Annotated in this window: 15 protein-coding genes; 3 read left to right on the forward strand and 12 right to left on the reverse strand. The window is 66.3% G+C overall.

The window, feature by feature from the left end:
- Nucleotides 1-42: 42 nt before the first annotated feature.
- From AC5P9N_RS18270 to AC5P9N_RS18285, 4 genes are all read right to left on the reverse strand, one after another.
- A complete protein-coding gene (locus tag AC5P9N_RS18270; RefSeq protein WP_005409111.1) occupies nt 43-3,213 on the reverse strand; it encodes an efflux RND transporter permease subunit in 3,171 nt (1,056 codons plus the stop codon).
- Between the two features lie 112 nt (nt 3,214-3,325).
- Nucleotides 3,326-4,549, reverse strand: a complete 1,224-nt coding sequence (locus AC5P9N_RS18275; protein WP_005409110.1) for an efflux RND transporter periplasmic adaptor subunit — start codon at nt 4,547-4,549, stop codon at nt 3,326-3,328.
- Between the two features lie 91 nt (nt 4,550-4,640).
- A complete protein-coding gene (locus AC5P9N_RS18280; RefSeq protein ID WP_005412995.1) occupies nt 4,641-5,411 on the reverse strand; it encodes an SDR family NAD(P)-dependent oxidoreductase in 771 nt (256 codons plus the stop codon).
- Nucleotides 5,408-5,635, reverse strand: a complete 228-nt coding sequence (locus tag AC5P9N_RS18285; protein WP_005409108.1) for a hypothetical protein — start codon at nt 5,633-5,635, stop codon at nt 5,408-5,410. The genes AC5P9N_RS18280 and AC5P9N_RS18285 overlap by 4 nt, the downstream gene beginning before the upstream one ends.
- Before the next feature lie 147 nt (nt 5,636-5,782).
- Between AC5P9N_RS18285 and AC5P9N_RS18290 the strand changes: the two genes are divergently transcribed.
- Nucleotides 5,783-6,814: a LysR family transcriptional regulator gene (locus AC5P9N_RS18290; RefSeq protein ID WP_005409107.1), complete on the forward strand. Its 1,032-nt coding sequence runs from the start codon at nt 5,783-5,785 to the stop codon at nt 6,812-6,814.
- A 179-nt stretch (nt 6,815-6,993) separates the two neighbouring features.
- Here the strand turns inward: AC5P9N_RS18290 and AC5P9N_RS18295 are convergent, their stop codons facing one another.
- Both AC5P9N_RS18295 and AC5P9N_RS18300 read right to left on the reverse strand, forming a co-directional pair.
- Nucleotides 6,994-7,689: a YiaD family glycine zipper/OmpA-like lipoprotein gene (locus AC5P9N_RS18295; RefSeq protein WP_005409106.1), complete on the reverse strand. Its 696-nt coding sequence runs from the start codon at nt 7,687-7,689 to the stop codon at nt 6,994-6,996.
- A 139-nt stretch (nt 7,690-7,828) separates the two neighbouring features.
- A complete protein-coding gene (locus tag AC5P9N_RS18300; protein ID WP_060380712.1) occupies nt 7,829-9,244 on the reverse strand; it encodes a cryptochrome/photolyase family protein in 1,416 nt (471 codons plus the stop codon).
- Between the two features lie 109 nt (nt 9,245-9,353).
- On the opposite strand from AC5P9N_RS18300, the gene AC5P9N_RS18305 reads away from it, so the two are divergent.
- Nucleotides 9,354-9,938 (forward strand): hypothetical protein, encoded by a 585-nt coding sequence (locus AC5P9N_RS18305; RefSeq protein ID WP_049395950.1) that lies wholly within the window; start codon nt 9,354-9,356, stop codon nt 9,936-9,938.
- 19 nt (nt 9,939-9,957) lie between these two features.
- On the opposite strand, the gene AC5P9N_RS18310 is transcribed toward AC5P9N_RS18305, so the two are convergent.
- The 4 genes from AC5P9N_RS18310 to AC5P9N_RS18325 are packed head-to-tail and all read right to left on the reverse strand — an operon-like array spanning nt 9,958 to nt 15,599.
- Nucleotides 9,958-10,572 carry an inorganic diphosphatase gene (locus tag AC5P9N_RS18310; protein WP_012479786.1) on the reverse strand — a complete coding sequence of 205 codons (615 nt, stop codon included), beginning with the start codon at nt 10,570-10,572 and terminating at the stop codon, nt 9,958-9,960.
- Between the two features lie 13 nt (nt 10,573-10,585).
- The gene (locus AC5P9N_RS18315; protein ID WP_194434588.1) at nt 10,586-11,935 is read right to left on the reverse strand and encodes a purple acid phosphatase family protein; all 1,350 of its coding nucleotides are present in this window, start codon (nt 11,933-11,935) and stop codon (nt 10,586-10,588) included.
- Between the two features lie 14 nt (nt 11,936-11,949).
- Nucleotides 11,950-13,035, reverse strand: coding sequence for a phytase (locus AC5P9N_RS18320; RefSeq protein WP_032966030.1), 1,086 nt, complete (start codon nt 13,033-13,035; stop codon nt 11,950-11,952).
- Nucleotides 13,036-13,064: 29 nt separating this feature from the next.
- Nucleotides 13,065-15,599 carry a TonB-dependent receptor gene (locus tag AC5P9N_RS18325; protein ID WP_219625174.1) on the reverse strand — a complete coding sequence of 845 codons (2,535 nt, stop codon included), beginning with the start codon at nt 15,597-15,599 and terminating at the stop codon, nt 13,065-13,067.
- Nucleotides 15,600-15,815: 216 nt separating this feature from the next.
- Here AC5P9N_RS18325 and upp point away from each other — a divergent pair, with 216 nt between their 5' ends.
- Nucleotides 15,816-16,448, forward strand: coding sequence for a uracil phosphoribosyltransferase (upp, locus tag AC5P9N_RS18330; protein ID WP_005409099.1), 633 nt, complete (start codon nt 15,816-15,818; stop codon nt 16,446-16,448).
- Nucleotides 16,449-16,511: 63 nt separating this feature from the next.
- Here the strand turns inward: upp and AC5P9N_RS18335 are convergent, their stop codons facing one another.
- Together AC5P9N_RS18335 and AC5P9N_RS18340 are read right to left on the reverse strand one after the other, a co-directional pair.
- Nucleotides 16,512-16,991: an SRPBCC family protein gene (locus AC5P9N_RS18335; RefSeq protein WP_099484008.1), complete on the reverse strand. Its 480-nt coding sequence runs from the start codon at nt 16,989-16,991 to the stop codon at nt 16,512-16,514.
- The gene (locus tag AC5P9N_RS18340) at nt 16,972-17,397 is read right to left on the reverse strand and encodes an ArsR/SmtB family transcription factor (RefSeq protein WP_227415832.1); all 426 of its coding nucleotides are present in this window, start codon (nt 17,395-17,397) and stop codon (nt 16,972-16,974) included. The genes AC5P9N_RS18335 and AC5P9N_RS18340 overlap by 20 nt, the downstream gene beginning before the upstream one ends.
- Nucleotides 17,398-17,412 lie beyond the last annotated feature (15 nt).

Here is a 17,412-nt window from a genome sequence, read left to right on the forward strand (position 1 = left end):
AAGCCGCCGCCGGCCATTGACCGGCGGCGACGGGGTTCCATGTCAGTGGTGGATGGTCGGCTCGCCGTGCTGCACCAGCTGGCCACCACCGTTGCGGGTGACGAACTTGCGCAGGGCCACGTAGAACACCGGGGTGAGGAACAGGCCGAACAGGGTCACGCCCAGCATGCCGGCGAACACGGTGATACCGGTCACCGAGCGCACCTCGGCACCTGCACCGTGCGACAGCACCAGCGGCACGGTGCCGGCGATGAACGCGATGGAGGTCATCACGATCGGGCGCAGGCGCAGGCGGCAGGCTTCCAGCGCAGCTTCAACGATTCCCTTGCCGCCCATCTCCAGTTCTCTGGCGAACTCGACGATCAGGATCGCGTTCTTGCACGCCAGGCCCATCAGCACCACCAGGCCGACCTGCACGAACACGTTGTTGTCACCGCCGGTCAGCCAGACGCCGAACAGCGCGGACAGCAGGGTCATCGGCACGATCAGGATCACCGCCAGCGGCAGCGACCAGCTCTCGTACAGCGCGGCCAGCACCAGGAAGGCCAGCATGATCGCCACCGGGAACACGATGAAGGCGGCTTTGCCTTGGGTCGCCTGCTGGTAGCTCAGGTCGGTCCATTCGGTGGTCATGCCCACCGGCAGCACCTTGCCGGCGATCTCGGTCAGCTTGGTCATCGCCTCGGCCGAGGACAGCAGGCGCGGGTCGGCTTCACCGGCCAGGTCCGCTGCCGGGTAACCATTGAAGCGCAGCACCGGGTCCGGGCCGAAGGTCTGCTTGATGGTGACCATCGAACCGATCGGCACCATCTCGCCGCGGTCGTTGCGGGTACGCAGCTTGCCGATGTCCTCGACCGTCTCGCGGAACGGACCGTCTGCCTGGGCGATCACCTGCCAGGTACGGCCGAACTGGTTGAAGTCGTTGACGTAGGCCGAACCCAGGTAGGTCTGCAGGGTGTCGAACAGTTCGGTGAGCTGCACGCCCTGTGCCTTGGCCTTGACGCGGTCGACCTCGGCATCCAGCTGCGGCACGTTGGCCTGGTAGCTGGAAATCGGGAAGGCCATGCCCGGCGTCTGCGCCACGGTGCCCTGCATCGCCTGCACCGCATTCTGCAGCGCGCCGTAGCCCAGGTTGCCGCGGTCCTCGATGAACATCTGGTAGCCGTTGCCGTTGCCCAGACCGAGGATCGGCGGCGGCATCATCGCGAAGGCGAAGCCTTCCTGCAGACCGGCGATCTTCTGGTTGATCTCGGCATTGATCTGCGCAGCGGTACGGCCATGACGCTCGGCGAAGGGCTTGAGCGGAATGAACGCCACACCGGTATTGGGCGTATTGGTGAACTGCAGCGCGTTCAGGCCCGGGAACGAGATGGTGTGGGCCACGCCATCGGTTTCCTGGGCGATCTTGGCCACCTTGCGCAGCATTTCATCGGTACGCGCGATCGACGAACCTTCCGGCAGCTTCACGCCGGCGATCAGGTACAGCTTGTCCTGGGTCGGGATGAAGCCCGGCGGCACCAGCTTGAAGATCACGCCGGTACCGACCAGCAGGATCGCGTAGACCACGAACACCGCGCCACGTCGGCCGAGGATGCGGGCCACGCCACGTTCGTACTTCTCCGAGCTGGACTTGAAGAAGCGGTTGAACGGACGGAACACCCAGCCGAACAGGCGGTCGATCAGGCGGCTCGGGCCATCCTTCGGTGCGCCGTGGGCCTTCAGCAGGCGCGCGGCGAGGGCCGGCGACAGGGTCAGCGAGTTGATCGCCGAGATCACCGTGGAGATGGCGATGGTGACCGCGAACTGCTTGTAGAACTGGCCGGTGACACCGGACAGGAACGCCATCGGCACGAACACGGCACACAGCACCAGCGCGATCGCCACGATCGGGCCGGACACTTCGCGCATGGCCTGGTGGGCCGCGGCGGTGGGCGACAGACCTTCCTCGATGTTGCGCTCGACGTTCTCCACCACCACGATCGCGTCGTCGACCACGATGCCGATCGCCAGCACCAGGCCGAACAGGCTCAGCGTATTGATCGAGAAGCCCAGCAGGTACAGCGCGGCGAAGGTACCCACCACCGACACCGGCACGGCGATCAACGGGATGATCGAGGCACGCCAGGTCTGCAGGAACAGGATCACCACCAGCACCACCAGCGCGATCGCTTCCAGCAGCGTGGAGACCACGGCCTTGATCGAGTCGCGCACGAAGATGGTGGTGTCATACACCGCTTCGTACTTCACGTCGGCCGGCATGGTCTTCTGCATCTCGTCCATCGTCGAGATGACCTGGTCACGGATTTCCAGCGCGTTCGCACCCGGCGACTGGAAGATGCCGATACCGACCGCGTTCTTGCCGTCCAGCTGCGAGCGCAGGGTGTAGTCACCCGCACCCAGTTCCAGGCGGGCCACGTCGGACAGGCGCACGATCTCGCCATCGGTGCCGCTCTTGAGCACGATGTCGCCGAATTCCTTTTCGGTCTTCAGCCGGCCCTGGGCATTGATCAGGGTCAGGAACTTGCTGTCCGGCAGCGGTTCGGCGCCGAGCTGGCCGGCCGACACCTGCACGTTCTGCTCGCGCATGGCGCGCACCACGTCGCTGGCGGTCAGGCCGCGCGAAGCCACCTTGTCCGGATCCAGCCAGGCGCGCATGGCGTAGTCGCCACCACCGAAGATCTGCGCATCACCAACGCCCGGAATGCGCGCCAGCGCATCCTTGACGTGCAGGCGGGCGTAGTTGCGCAGGTACAGGGTGTCGTACTTGCCTTGCGGGGAGGTCAGGTGCACCACCATCAGGAAGGTCGGCGACTGCTTCTGCGTGGTCACGCCCTGCCGGCGCACGTCCTCGGGCAGGCGCGCCTGCGCCTGCGCCACGCGGTTCTGCACCTTCACCGCCGCTGCGTCCGGGTCGGTACCCGGGCGGAAGGTGACGGTCATCTGCAGCACGCCGTCGGAACCGGCGACCGACTTCAGGTACATCATGCCTTCGACGCCGTTGATGGCTTCTTCAAGCGGCGTGGCGACGGTCTCGGCAATGACCTTGGGGTTGGCGCCCGGATAGACCGTGCGCACGACCACCGACGGCGGCACCACTTCCGGGTACTCGCTGATCGGCAGGATTGGAATCGTGATCAGGCCTGCGGCAAAGATCACGATCGACAGCACCGCCGCGAAGATCGGCCTGTCGATGAAGAAACGGGAAAAGTCCATGGAGGAATTCCTGGGAAAGGCATTCGGCGGGCAACAGCCACCCTGCCCCTCGCCGAAATGACGAAGGCAGGGAAGGCTGCCGCTGGCGCCGGCAGCTAAGCGGGGACGCGGATCAGTGCTTCAGGGCGGCGGTGGCATCGCGGCCCGGTGCCGGCGCCGGCTGTGGCTGCATCGCCACCGCCTTGGCCTGCACCGGCATGCCCGGCATGAAGACCTTCTGCACGCCGTCGATGATCACCTTGTCGCCCGCGGCCAGGCCGTGTTCGACAATGCGCAGGCCATCAGCGGTGCGACCGAGCTGGATGTCGCGGCGCTGGGCCTTGCCATCCTTGTCGACCACGTAGACATACTTGCGGTCCTGGTCGGTCAGCACGGCCTTGTCATCGATCAGCAGCGCCTGGAACTGGCCGCTGCCGAGCAGCTGCACGCGGGCGAACAGGCCCGGCGTGAACTGGCGGTCGGCGTTGTCCAGCAGTGCGCGGACGCGGATGGTGCCGGTGCTGCGGGCGACCTGGTTGTCGAGGAAGTCGACCTTGCCCGAGTGCGGGTAGCCCTCTTCGCCGGACAGGCCAACCTTCACCGGCAGTTCGCTGTCACGCTCGCTCGGGCGCTCGCCCTTGCGTGCCATCTGGGCGTAGCGCAGGAAGGTGCTTTCGTCGGCATCGAAGTAGACAAAGACGGTATCCAGCGAGACCAGCGTGGTCAGCACGCTGGCACTGTCGCCGGCGGTGACCAGGTTGCCGGCGGTGACCATCGCGCGACCGGCACGGCCGTCGATCGGTGCACGCACCTTGGTGAACTCCAGGTTGAGCCGGGCCGCGTCCAGCGCAGCCTGCGCGGCCTGCACGGCGGCACCGGACTGGTCGGCGGCCGCGCGACGCTGTTCGGCGGTCTCGGTGGAGATCGCCTGCTGCTCGGACAGTCGCTTGGCGCGCTCGGACTCGCTGCGGGCCAGCGTGGCCTGGGTGCGGGCGCGGGCCAGCTCGGCAGCCGCTCGATCGTACTCGGCCTGGTAGCTGCGCGCGTCGATGGTGAAGAGCACTTCGCCCTTCTTCACTTCCTGGCCTTCGACGTAGTTGACCTTGTCGATGTAGCCGGACACGCGCGGGCGCAGTTCAACGCTCTGCACCGCTTCGACGCGGCCGCTGAACTCGTCCCACTGGCTGACCTGCTTGACCAGTACCGGCGCGGCGCTGACCTGCGGCGGCGGCGGTGCACCGGCTTCTTCGGCGTGGCCGCCGCTGCAGGCCGCAAGCACGGCTGCGGCGAGGATCGACACGCCGACCATCGCAATGCGATGGCCGAAACGATGTGGGGTGGTATTGGGGGAAGTCATGGCATGCATCCGTACGGAGGGGTGGTACAGCTATATGAGAACGTGTTGCAAAAATCGGCGGCGTATCCTGCGACCTCAACCATGGTCGAGGTCAAGCAACGCCTGCGGTATCGCGCCACAAAGGGGGAACTTCCAGGTGCAGCAGGCCGCGCGGCAGTTCGGCATCGCTGCTGTCACAGCGGACGATGGCACGGTTGTCGCGGCAACCATCCAGCAGCGACACAACGCGGCGACCGACCAGCAGCGAGCTGGGCCACTCGATGCAGGCATTGGCCGCATTGGCCGGGGTGCACACCGGGCTGCAGACTTCCAGCATCTGCGCGCGCACGCCCAGCGCCTGCGCTTCCTGGTGCACGACCTGCGCGTACATGCGCAGCGCGGCGGTGGTGATCGAGGTCTCGCCGTAGCCCGCCCATGGTTTGGCGTTGGCCGGGCTGCCGATCATCACGTAGCGGCGCGCATGCACGTTGTCCTGCAGCAGCGGCAGCAGGTGACGCACCGCGTGCACGTGCGGCATCAGATCGGCCTGCATCGCGCCCATCAGTTCGTCACCGTTGCGGTCGACCACGCGACCGCGGCGGTACGGTCCACCCATTGCGGCGATCACCGCCGCCAACGGGCGCGGGCGCTGCGCGATGCGTTCGGCCAGCGCGCGCGCCGATCCGTCGTCGCTGAGCGACCCCAGCAGCGTCTCCAGGCCCGGCTCGTCAGCGAACTGCTCGTGCAGCGCCGCCAGCCGGCTCGGATCGCGGCCGACAACCAGTACCGGGCTGCCGGCCTCCAGCAGCGCGCCAACCACACCCTGGCCGACGGCACCGGTGCCGCCCAGGACCAGGACTTCAGGCGTCAGCATCCCATTCACGGGACATTTCCTCCCAAATCCGGGATAGTCCCGATTCGGCGCAGGCGGTCACCCTTGTGAGGGGCCAGGCGGATGGCACCGCCACGCTGCTGACGCATGGGCGCGGTAAACTCACGAAAGTCCTTGTGTACCAAGGAACTCGGACGGGCTTCGACGGTCATCGCCAGGTCCAGGGTGTTCTGGCCGGCGTTCCGGAGTCGGGCAAGAATGTTGCGCAGGCTCATGGCGGACGGGCTCCAATTAACGAATGGCGCCACGATAGACCTCAAACCTTTACTTGATTAGTCCTGATTAAGGGGAATAATCATCCCGCTCCCGGTCCAATCGTTCTGTCACGATTGTCCCATCCCCGACGTCCAGGATCCCCGACCATGTCCCACGATCTCAACGAGACGCTGATCTTCGTCAAAGTGGTCGAGCAAGGCAGCTTCATTGCCGCTGCCAAATCGCTCGGCCTGCCCAAGACCACGGTCAGCCGCAAAGTGCAGGAGCTGGAAACGCGCCTGGGCGCGCGCCTGCTGCACCGGACCACGCGCCGCCTCGGCCTGACCGAAGCCGGTTCGATCTACCACGAACATTGCCAGCGCATCGCGCGCGAACTGGAAGAGGCCGAGAGCGCGGTGAGCCAGCTGCAGTCCGGCCCGCGCGGCTGGCTGCGCTTCACCGTGCCCTATTCGATCGGCATCACCTGGATCGCCCCGCTGCTGGGCCAGTTCCATGCGCAGTATCCGGAGATCCGCCTGGACATGCACATGGGCAACGAGAAGCTGGACCTGATTGCAGGTGAAGCGGACCTTGCGCTGCGCGTGGGGGCCCTGCCCGATTCCAACCTGGTCGCACGCAAGCTCGGCAGCCTGCGCACGCAGGTGTTCGCCAGCCCGGCCTACATCGAGCGCTATGGCGAGCCGCTGCATCCGGAGGAGCTGCAGTTCCATCGCATCCTGGCGATGCGCAAGCCGTACCACACCGGCAATTCGCCGCGCTTCACCTGGCAGCTGGGCGAGAACGGCGGCGAGCTGCGTGACTTCCCGGTCACCCCGCTGATGACCGCCAACGACATGTCTGCGTTGAATGGTGCATTGGTCTGTGGCGAAGGCCTGCTGCTGACCGGCGACGTGATGGCCAAGCCGTTCGTTGAATCAGGCATGGTGCGCCGCGTGCTGGCCGGCTGGACCGGCCCGGAAGTGGACTTCAACGCCGTGTTCGCAGGCGGCCGCCTGGTTTCGCCGAAGGTGCGGGCGTTCGTCGACTTCCTGGTCGAGAAGCTCAACTTCGACGCCAATTACATGCTGGCGCAGTGCCCGGGCGCTAAGCTGGCGCAGCAGCAGAAGGAAAAGGAAGACGCCGCTCTGGAAAGCAGCGGCAAGCGGATCCTGGAGAAGGTGGCCGCTTCTGCGGCGTAGCCTGCAACAAGAGCGCCTACCCATCTCCTGGTAGTTGCCGACCTTGGTCGGCATGGCTTACAGAAGGATGCGCTATCGGCGTGCCGAGCAACGCTCGGCACCCACAAAAATGCCGCCTGCAAGGGCGGCATTTTCGTTCCGGCCGATGGCCGGACCGGCTCAAGCAATAACGCTACGCGTTATTGCTTGAGCGGAATCACCCGGATCTCGACGCGGCGGTTCTTGGCGCGGCCGGCGTCGGTGCTGTTGTCGGCAATCGGGTACGACTTGCCGGCGCCCAGCGTTTCGATGCGCACGCTCTGCACGCCCTGGCCGATCAGGTACTGCGCGACCGAGTCGGCACGTTCCTTCGACAGGCGGTTGTTGACCGCATCGCTGCCGATGCTGTCGGTGTGGCCGACCACTTCGATCATGGTCTGGTTGTAGTCACGCAGGGTGCCTGCCACGCCATTGAGCGCGCCGTAGAACTGCGGCTTCAGGGTCGACTTGCCGAAGTCGAAAGTGATGCCGTCCGGCAGGTTCAGCATGATGTTGTCGCCCTGGCGCTGCACATCGATGCCGGTGTTGGCAGTGCGCTCGCGCAGTGCGCGTTCCTGGCGATCCTGGTACTGGCCGACGGCGGCGCCGCTGAGCGCACCGATACCGGCGCCGATCAGGGCATGCTGGCGTCGCTCGGTGGCGCTGTCGCCGGTCAGCAGGCCGGCTGCCACGCCGATGGCGGTACCGATCAGGGCGTTGCGCCCGGTGCGGTTCTGCTGCTCGGTGGGGTTGCCGTACTGGTCACTCTGTACGTAGGAGCCGCCGGTGGCGCAGGCCGACAGGACGGCCGCGCTCATCAGGGCCAGTGCGACGTTGCGGGTGGTGTTGCGGATCATGAGGTTCTCCTTGGTTTCCGGTCGGCCGGCGGCCTGCGGGCGCAAAGAGAATAAACAGCCCGATGCGATGCCGGAATGATGATCGGGCACACCGACAGGGCCGCGTTCAGCTAACTGACCAGATCACTCAGGTCGCCCTTTACCCCGCCCCCGACTGGCGGTAAGCCGCCAATGCGGCGTCGCGGCCCGCGGCCAGGTCCACCAGCGGCGTAGGCGGATAGCCCGGGGCATGTGTCGCCAGCAGCAGCGGATGCTGCCAGGGCGCAAACCGGGCCTTCACCGGCAGCGCGGCCAGTTCGGGCACCCAGCGGCTGATGTACCGTGCCTGCGGATCGAACTTCTCGGCCTGGGTCACGGGGTTGAACACACGGAAGTACGGTGCCGCGTCGGCACCGGTCCCGGCCACCCACTGCCAGCCCATGGTGTTGTTGGCCAGGTCGGCATCGACCAGGGTGTCCCAGAACCAGCGTGCGCCATGCAGCCAGTGCGCGCGCAGGTGCTTGCACAGGTAACTGGCCACGATCATCCGCACCCGGTTGTGCATGTAGCCGGTGTGCCACAGCTCGCGAAGGCCGGCATCGACGATCGGCACGCCGGTGTTGCCGCGCTGCCAGTCGTACAGCTGCGCCTCACTGGGCGTTGCCCATGGGAAGCGATCGAAACGCGGGTTGAGGTTGTCGGTGGGCGTCTTCGGGAAGTGATGCAGCAGGTGGTAGGCGAAGTCACGCCAGCCCAGCTGGCGCAGGTAGCCGTCGATGTCGGCGTCGGTGCCGGCACTACGCAGCCCTTCCAGCGCATGGGCAATCCGCCAGGGTGCGATTTCGCCGAAATGCAGGTGCGGCGACAGCCGCGAGGTCCCGACACGGTCCGGCAGGTCACGCTGCTCGCGATACCCGCGCAGGGCACCGTCTTCAAAGACGGACAGTGCTTCCAGCGCACCGGCTTCACCCGGCTGCCAGTGCTCCCAGAAGCCGGTATCCCAGTCCAGCGTCGGCGCCAGCTGGAGGTCATCCAATGCCAGGCTGTCGGCCGCGTGCGGCGCCAGTGCTTCCGGTGCGGCCTGCAGTGCCGGCAGGCGCCAATGACTGAGCACGTTGCGCCAGTACGGCGTAAATACCTTGTACGGCTGGCCCTGCTGGGTGGCGATGTCCCAAGGCTCGAACAACAGGCTGCCATTGCAGCTCTGCGCATCGATGCCCTGCTCGCGCAGCATGCGCTTGATGGTGGCGTCGCGTGGCTGGGTGGCCGGTTCGTACTTGCGGTTCCAGTACACCGCCTCGGCGCCAGTCTGCGCGATCAGCAACTGCAGGGCCGGCAGGCTGTCACCACTGCGCAGCACCAGCGAGGAACCGCGCGTGCGCAGGTCCGCATCCAGCGCGGCCAGTGAACGGTGGCGCCACGCATCGGAGGCAGCACCCGGCGCCCACTCACCTTCTTCGTGCGGCGCATGGATGTAGACCGGCACCACGTCGTGACCGGCATCCAGCGCGGCCTGCAGGGCCGGATTGTCCTGCAGCCGCAGATCACGGCGGAACCATACCAACGCTACCGACACAGGTACTGCCTTCGTTGTGGAAGGCGCACATGATAGCCAGCGGTGGTGAAGGGGATGCGCGCAGACGCCGTCTGCTAGGCTGCACGGCCGCTACCCGTTGGACTCTGACATGGATGATCTGCACGCCTCATTCGCCCGCTTCGGGCCGCTGCATGCGCAGCACGAGCGTGACTGGCAGGGCCCGTTCCCGCTGCCCACGGCACTGGCGTCGTTCTACGCGCAGGTCGGGCCGCTGGGCGAAGAGATCAATGCCAGGGTTGGCCGCGCCGGCATCACCGTTCCCGGCCTTGATGTCTGGATACCGCCACTGCAGCGCCTGTGGAGCCAGCAGGCCGGCTATCGATGGCATGGCGTCAGCGGCGAACGGATCAACGACTGGCCATCGAACTGGCTGGTGATTGCCGATCGCGGCGCTGATCCGTTCATCCTCGACCTGGACGACGGCCGTGTGCTGTTCAGCCATCACGGCGCCGGCCTGCTGGATGCCGGCGAGATCACTGCCGATGTGCCAACCTTGATGGCGGCTCTGGCTGCTGCAGGCACGGTGTACCTCGATGCCGGCGATGACCTCTACAACGACGATGACGATGGCGGCATCCGTCCTGAACACCAGGAGGCAGCCGTACGGGCGGTGGCCCGGGTACTGGACGACCGCCTGCAGGCCGAGTCGTTCATCGAGACGTTGCTGGACTGAATCCAGCCATGGCGTGGATCTATTTTTCGAAGCGCTTCATCGCTTCGCTGATCAGCGTCCGCGCCTCGGCAGCGTTGCCCCAACCGTTGAGCTGCACCGGGTTGCGCCCGGCCGGCAGGTCCTTGTAGACCCGGAAGAACGCTTCGATGCGCTGTCGTTCGATCTCCGGCAGATCGGCCAGGTCGCGGATGTTGGCGTAGGTCGGGTCAACCTTGTCGGTCGGCACGCCGATGATCTTCTCGTCGTGCTCGCCGCCGTCGACCATCTTCAGGTAGCCGATCGGCCGGAAGCGCACGATCACGCCCGGATGCAGGGGTTCACGGGTCAGCACCAGCGCGTCCAGCGGATCGTTGTCGCCAGCCAACGTGCGCGGCATCGAACCGTAGTTGGCCGGATAGGCGACCGGCATCGACTGGAAGCGATCCACATGCACCAGGCCGTCCTCCTTGATCTCGTACTTGGTGAAGCTGCCGGCCGGAATCTCCACCGCCAGGTTCACTTCCTGCGGCGCCTGCTTCGGCTGCGCCACCAGGAACGGGTGCAGCACGCCATCGGCGGCGGCCACCGCGGTCGCGAGCAGGAGCAGGGCCCCGCCGATGGCAGCCATGGGGACAAGACGGTGTACGGTTTTCATCTGGATCTCCTCCTCATTCCCAGCAGCGATCGGCGCGGCCCTTGGCAGTCTGCGCGCGCGGGCAGTCACGCGGCGTGATGCGGCCTTCGGTCAGCTCCGTGCGCTGCTTGCCGCCCTTGGCGTCGCGACGCAGCTCGAAGGCATCGTAGAGTCGCCCGGTCACCGTGCGGGCTTCATAGCGCAGGTGCTGCGGATCGATGTGCAACACCTGGAACAGCTGGGTGTCCTCGGCCACCGGATCCATCGTCCTACGTGCCTCGTCGGAGAGACGGTACTGCTTCGGCCCCGCCACGGTCACCACATACTGCGGCGTCGCGGCCTGTCCTTCACCACGGCGGCCATAGGTGTGATCGTGGCCCTGCAGCACCAGATCGACGTTGTGGCGACGAACCACCGGCAGCAGCACGTCACGCAATGCGCCGTTCTCGCGCCCTTCGCGCGGCGAATAGAACGGCTGGTGCAGCAGCACGAGCGTCCACGGCTGCGGATTGCCGGTCAGTACCTTGTCCAGCCACTGGGCCTGCGCCTTGGCCGTGCCAAGGTCGAGTGCCGACGTGCCATCGACCACGGCGACGCGCACGCCCTGCGCATCGAACCAGTAGCTGGTCTGCTGTGCGGCGGATGCCCCATTGCCCGGCAGCGCGAACGTCACCGGCCAGTGCCTGCCCAGCACGCGGCGTTCCTGCGGAGTGTCCTCGAACTCCTCGACATACTCGTGGTTGCCGATCGCCGGCGCGACCAGGGTTTCCTGCGCCAGCCAACCGGCGGCGGCAAACCATTCGCCCCACTCGCTGTCATCGGCACCATCGCCCCCACTGACCAGATCGCCAGCGAACAGGCTCAGGCGCGCCTCGGGTGCGGCCTTCTGCGCGGCGCGCACCACGCGGCTGACATGGCTCACGTTCTTGTTCTGGGTATCTCCAAAGTACAGCAGGGTCAGCGGCTGGTCGGGCGCAGCCAGCGTGCGCAGCTGGTTCCAGGCGCTCCAGCTGCCGTTGCCCTGCACGCGGTAGACGTACAGGGTATCGGGCCGCAGGCCGCTGACATCAGCGCGGTGGTGGTGCGACAGCCCGTTCTCGGTCTGCAGCGCGCGGGTCGTGGCGCGCACCTGGCGGATGCCCTCGATGGCCGGTGAATCACCGGCAAGGGCAATCTCCAGCAGCGGCGCCTGCACGCTGCCGTCGGTGCGCCAGGCCACGGCGAACCCATGGCCGGGATCGACTGCCGGCGAAGCGACAATGCGGTCCGGCACCGTCGTCGCTGCGTAGTGGCGGCTGCCCGGCGGCACCTGGGTGTTCGCTTCAGCCGCCGCGAAGCACAACGACGGCACCGCCAGCAGCAGGCCCAGCGCCAACGTACGCATCAGGCAACGACCGCTCACGAACCACACTCCAGCGGCAATGCCAACTGCTTGGCGATGCTCTCCCAGTCGAACGCCACCACGCCCTGGTCGTCATGCACCGCATACAACGCGCCGTGCGGGAAGCGCGCGCTGGGCTGCTGCATCATCCAGATGCCATCGGTGTTGGCCACGGTATTGCCCTGGAACGCGCCGACCGGCTTCAGGGTGTGGCGGTCGAACAGGTGGAACACGCTGCGCTGCTTGCCCTGTTCGGTGGTGATCCACCAACCATCCTTGCCGCAGGTGCGCAGGGTTACGCCTTCGGCCTGCGCCTTGAACACGTCGCGGCCGAAGGTGGTGCCGGTGAAGCGTCCGGCCAGCGTGTAGACCTTGAACTCGCTGGCGTAGCCCTCGTCCTCTTCGGCGATCAGCAGGCGATCGTTCTCGGGGTCGCCCCAGATCGACTCGACCACGCGCAGGGCACCCGCCTCAGTGGTATCACCGATGCTGGCCACAAGCTTCGCTTCGACCTTCGCGCCATCGCGGGTCACCTGGTACTGGCGCACGCGCTTGTCCAGCTCGGTCAGCGGCGGCAGGATGTCACGGCCCTGTGCATCCTCGCCGTTGTCCCAGGAGTCGGTCACGTAGACGCTGTAGCCATCGGCACGGCGGTCGACCCACAGCCCGTACGGCTTGCGCAGATCGTCCGCAGCGAAGGTCGCCAGTGGAGTGAAGTCCGGCAGGCTCAGCACCTGCACGCGGTGATTGTCGCGCTCCACGATCCACAGCAGATCGTCGGTCACCGCGATGCCGTTTGGGCGATCGAACTGCCCTGGCGCGGTGCCGCTGCTGCCTACGTCGCGCAGGTGCTGGCCGCTGCTGCCGTCGTAGACCACCAGCTTGTCGGTGGCCTTGGCAGTGGCGATCAGCCAGAGCTTTCCGTCAGGTGCACGCCAGGCGGCAGGCGAATCGATGTTGTCAGCCGGCGTCATCGGTGAAAGGAATGCCTCGGCGATGGTGGTCACCGCACGCTCGTTCGTGGCCTTCGCCCCGGGCTTGGCCACGGCCGGATCATTGCCGTTGGCCGGCGTGCAGCCGGCCACCAACGTCACGGCCAGCATGGTGGCCAGCAGGGTGATGCGAGGCCCGCTCACAGTGCCACCTTCAGGCCCAGTGCGTAGGTGCGGCCATATTCTTCCATCTGCAGGGTGCGCGAGCGCGTGCCCTGGTACAGTTCCAGCGGCTTGTCCAGCAGGTTCTGTGCCTCGAAATACATGCTCACGCGCGGAGTGAACCTGTAGTCAAGCGAGAAGTCGAGCTGGGTGTTCGGCGCTACGTAGATGTCGAAGGCACGGCCGGCACCAAGGGTATCCAGGTACTCGCTGCGGTGTACGGCTGCCACGCGGGTGCTCAGGCCGTACTTCTCGTAACCGATGTGCGCGCTGTACACGTTCTTCGAGGCGCGCGGCAGGGTGAAGTCCTCACCGGCGCGCTTGGCCAGGCCCGGGTCGAAATCAGTGTCCAGCCAGGTGCCGCTGGCACCCACCAGCAGGCCATCCCAGCCAGCCGGGAGGAACGACAGCTGCTGCTGCCAGTTGAACTCGGCGCCACGCACCTTGGCCTTGTCGCCATTGACCGAGGTCACCACCGGCAGGCCGTCGTAGATGCCGTCGGCGCCGGCCTGGCGGACCTGCACGATGTAGCCGTCGATCGACTTGTGGAACACGCCCAGCGAGAGGATGCCGCTTTCGCCGATGTACTTCTCCACCGACAGGTCGATGTTGGTCGACTCGTACGGATCCAGCTCCGGGTTGCCCAGGCGCACTTCATTGTCGTTGCGGGCCAGGCCGATGCGCGGCGAGGCATCGCCGAAGCCCGGGCGCGCCACCGTCTTGTTGGCGGCGAAGCGGAACACCCAGTCGTCGCTGGCGTCGTAACGCAGGTGCAGGCCCGGCAGTACGTTGTTGTAGCTCTTGCTGGCGGTGACCCGGGTCGCGGTGTAGGAGCGCCCGTCCTTGGCCACGTCCACGCGATTGCCTGTGGCGCTGAAGCGGGTGTTCTCCACACGCACGCCGCCGATCACGCGCAGCGCACCGATGTCCCAGGTGCCCATCGCATAGCTGGCGAACACGTCTTCGCGCGCGGTGTAGTCGCCTTCCAGAGACGTCGCGGCGTTGCCACCGACATCCTGCGGACGCGCGCTGTATTCGCCACCGTGCTGCGACCAGTAGCTGCGCATCGCCGATGAGTCCATGCCCTGCCCCATCGGGCCGTGGCGATGTTCCGGCGAGCCGGTCGTCCAGTCACTGAGCTTGATCGCCGGACCCACGCGCAGCGACGCCTCATCGACATTCACGTCACGGTCGCGCCAGCGCCCGAGCAGGCCGAACTTGTAGCTGCTGTTGTCGCCGTCGAAGCGGATATTGACCTGCGCGCTGCGCTCCTCGTCGTCCACCTTCTTCGGCTTGGCCACCACACGGTCGAACTTGTAGTTGGCGTTGTCCAGCCACTGGTCGTTGTCGAAGGTGTAGGTGGGCAGGCGACTGCGCTGGTCCAGCGTGCCATTGAAGGCCTTGCCGTTGAGCTTGAAGCGCGATTCGATCTCGTCGTCCACGCGTTCTTCGGTGCGGGTATAGCCGATTTTGTAGTCCAGTACCGCGTCGGTCAGCTTGTTCTCGCCACCCAGGCTGGCGGCGAAGGTGTTCTCTTCCTTGGTCCGGTAGCGCATGCGCTTGTCGATCGAATCCTTCGGCATGCCGGCAAGTCGATACTGGTCGGTGCCGGTGGCGATCATGTCGGCGCTGTTGAAGTTGAAGATCACGCGCTGGCGGGTTTCGGCATCGTCGAACTGGCTGTACAGCGTGCGCAGGTAGTAACGGCTGTCCTCGTTCGGGCGCCAGTCGAAATTGAGGTTGGCGCCGATGCGCTTGCGCTCGATCTCGTACTTGCGGTTCTGCAGGTTCAGCGCGGTGATTTCGCCCGGGCGGGTGGTGGTCGGATCCTTGTTCCCGCTGACATCACCGTACTCCACTTCGCTGTTGTCCGATTCGAACGTCCGCTTCTGGTAGTTCACGCCGGCGGCGATGCCGAAGGTGTCGTTGAACACTTCGCTGTAGTTGAAAGCGGCCTTCGGGCTGGTCTCGCCCGAAAGCTGCTGGTGGCTGCCTTCGATCTTGCCACGCAGGCTGCGGCCCTCGCGGTCGAACGCCGAGGCGGTCTCGACCAGGATCGCGCCGCCAATGGCGTCGCCCGGCATGTCCGGGGTCGGTGATTTGACCACGCGCAGGCGCTCGGTCGAATCGGACGGGATCACGTCCATCGGTGCGGCGCGGCTGGAGTTGTCCGGTGTGCCGATGGCGATGCCGTCGACGCTGACGCTGTTGAGGTTGGCATCCAGTCCGCGCACGACCACGTAGCGGCCCTCGCCCTGGTCGCGCGTCACGCTGATGCCCGGCAGGCGTTGCAGCGACTCGGCCACGTTCTTGTCCGGGTACTGGCCCAGCGCGTCGGACGACACCGCATCCTCGATGGCGTTGCTGCTGCGCTTGAGGTCCACCGCGCGGATCTGCGATTCAAGCTGGGCGCGCACTTCAATGCGGTCCAGGTCGACCGCATCGGCGGCCACTGCACCGGTGGCGGCGACCGCCTGCTGCCCGGCGGCCTGCAGTGGTGCAGCAGCCCCCATCGCCAGGGTCAGGGTGATGGCAACGGCCAACGGAGTCTTGATATGCACTGGGAATCCCCATTCCTGTTAAGAATGGGTCTGCACGGTATGTCCGCAAGGTTGCATGGCAATGACATGCATCTGCACATTTCATGCAGGCCGTCTCCGGCCCCGGTTTGGGGTTGGGCGCCCAATCCGGCAAAATGGCGTCCTCTCTCCTTATCCCCCTTCCCGACCATGAAGATCGTCGAAGTGCGCCACCCGCTGGTGCAGCACAAGATCGGCCTGATGCGCAACGCTGCGCTCAGCACCAAGGATTTCCGCGAACTGGCCAACGAGCTCGGCACGCTGCTGGCCTACGAGGCCACCGCCGACCTGGACACCGAGCCTCACACCCTGCCCGGCTGGGCCGGTCCGGTCACCGTGCAGCGCATCGCCGGCGCCAAGATCACCGTGGTGCCGATCCTGCGCGCCGGCCTGGGCATGCTCAGCGGCGTGCTGTCGCTGATCCCGGCGGCACGCGTCAGCGTGGTCGGCCTGCAGCGCGATGAGGAAACCCTGCAGCCGGTGCCCTACTTCGAGCGCCTGACCGGCCGCCTGGAAGAGCGCGACGCGCTGATCCTGGACCCGATGCTGGCCACCGGCGGCACCCTGATCGCCACCATCGACATGCTCAAGCGTGCCGGCGCCCGCCGCATCAAGGGCATCTTCCTGGTGGCCGCGCCGGAAGGCATCGAAGCAGTCAAGGCCGTGCATCCGGACGTGGAAATCTACACCGCGGCCATCGATGCCCAGCTCAACGACAAGGGCTACATCCTGCCCGGCCTGGGCGATGCCGGTGACCGCATCTTCGGTACCCGCGTCGGTTGATCCGGTGAACCGGGGTCAGATCCCTTTCGCAGAATGGGCTCTGACCCCACCCCGGATGCCGGCCTACAGGCCGGCCGCGAACGCTTCCAGCTGGCCGATGACGGTGTTCCAGCCGTCGAAGAAGCCCATCTGCTCATGCTGGTCGCGCAGGGCCTTGTTCGGGTGCATCACCTGCGCGGTGTAACGACAGCCCTGGCCCTCATCCTCCATCGAGATGATGGCGGTGAAGCCCAGCCACGGTGACTGCGGCCGCCAGCCCGGGCCCAGCATCGAGGTGAACACCAGACGCTGCTGCGGCACGATCTCCAGAAAGCTGCCCGGGTTGTCACTGCTGCCGCCGTCGGGGCCCTGCATGAAGGTGTGGAAGGCGCCGCCCGGGCGCAGGTCGAAGGCACGCACTTCGGTGGACCACGGCTTCGGGCACCACCACTGGCGCAGCAGCTCCGGGTCGGTCCACGCCCGCCACAGGGCGGCGCGCGGTGCGTTCAGTACGCGACTGATGACCAGATCGTTCTCGGGGTTGCTACCTGCGTCTACGGCCATGGGCCTGCTCCTGTCGGTGAAGGGTTTCGACAAACTCGACCATGCGGTCGGCGCGCGCTGCCCACACGACGCGCTGCGCGGCCAGCCATTGCTCGGCCTGGCCCAACCGTTCCGGCACCAGTTCGCAGGTGCGTACACGCCCCTGCTTGCGGCTGCGCACCACGCCACTGCGCTCCAGCACGGCCAGATGCTTCATCAGCGAGGGCAAGGCCATCTCAAAAGGCTCGGCCAAGGTCGACACCGTGCGCGGCCCCTGCCCCAGCGCCGCCACGATCGCGCATCGGGTGGGGTCGGCCAGTGCCTGGAACACGTCTTGAATGGCGGGATCATACTTACCCATCTGGCTAAGTAATACGCCGATCTGAATGCCCCTGCAAGCGGTCGCTGCCGAGGCACGATTCTTCACGTGGCCTTGCTGCCT

It is taken from the genome of Stenotrophomonas sp. YJH_SMC_6 (assembly GCF_059371335.1).

Coding starts and splice junctions, on each gene's coding strand:
- AC5P9N_RS18270 (WP_005409111.1), bottom strand. CDS start 3,213: ATGGACTTTTCCCGTTTCTTCATCGACAGGCCGATCTTCGCGGCGGTG.
- AC5P9N_RS18275 (WP_005409110.1), bottom strand. CDS start 4,549: ATGACTTCCCCCAATACCACCCCACATCGTTTCGGCCATCGCATTGCG.
- AC5P9N_RS18285 (WP_005409108.1), bottom strand. CDS start 5,635: ATGAGCCTGCGCAACATTCTTGCCCGACTCCGGAACGCCGGCCAGAAC.
- AC5P9N_RS18290 (WP_005409107.1), top strand. CDS start 5,783: ATGTCCCACGATCTCAACGAGACGCTGATCTTCGTCAAAGTGGTCGAG.
- AC5P9N_RS18295 (WP_005409106.1), bottom strand. CDS start 7,689: ATGATCCGCAACACCACCCGCAACGTCGCACTGGCCCTGATGAGCGCG.
- AC5P9N_RS18305 (WP_049395950.1), top strand. CDS start 9,354: ATGGATGATCTGCACGCCTCATTCGCCCGCTTCGGGCCGCTGCATGCG.
- AC5P9N_RS18310 (WP_012479786.1), bottom strand. CDS start 10,572: ATGAAAACCGTACACCGTCTTGTCCCCATGGCTGCCATCGGCGGGGCC.
- AC5P9N_RS18315 (WP_194434588.1), bottom strand. CDS start 11,935: ATGCGTACGTTGGCGCTGGGCCTGCTGCTGGCGGTGCCGTCGTTGTGC.
- AC5P9N_RS18320 (WP_032966030.1), bottom strand. CDS start 13,035: ATGCTGGCCGTGACGTTGGTGGCCGGCTGCACGCCGGCCAACGGCAAT.
- AC5P9N_RS18325 (WP_219625174.1), bottom strand. CDS start 15,599: ATGGGGGCTGCTGCACCACTGCAGGCCGCCGGGCAGCAGGCGGTCGCC.
- upp (WP_005409099.1), top strand. CDS start 15,816: ATGAAGATCGTCGAAGTGCGCCACCCGCTGGTGCAGCACAAGATCGGC.
- AC5P9N_RS18335 (WP_099484008.1), bottom strand. CDS start 16,991: ATGGCCGTAGACGCAGGTAGCAACCCCGAGAACGATCTGGTCATCAGT.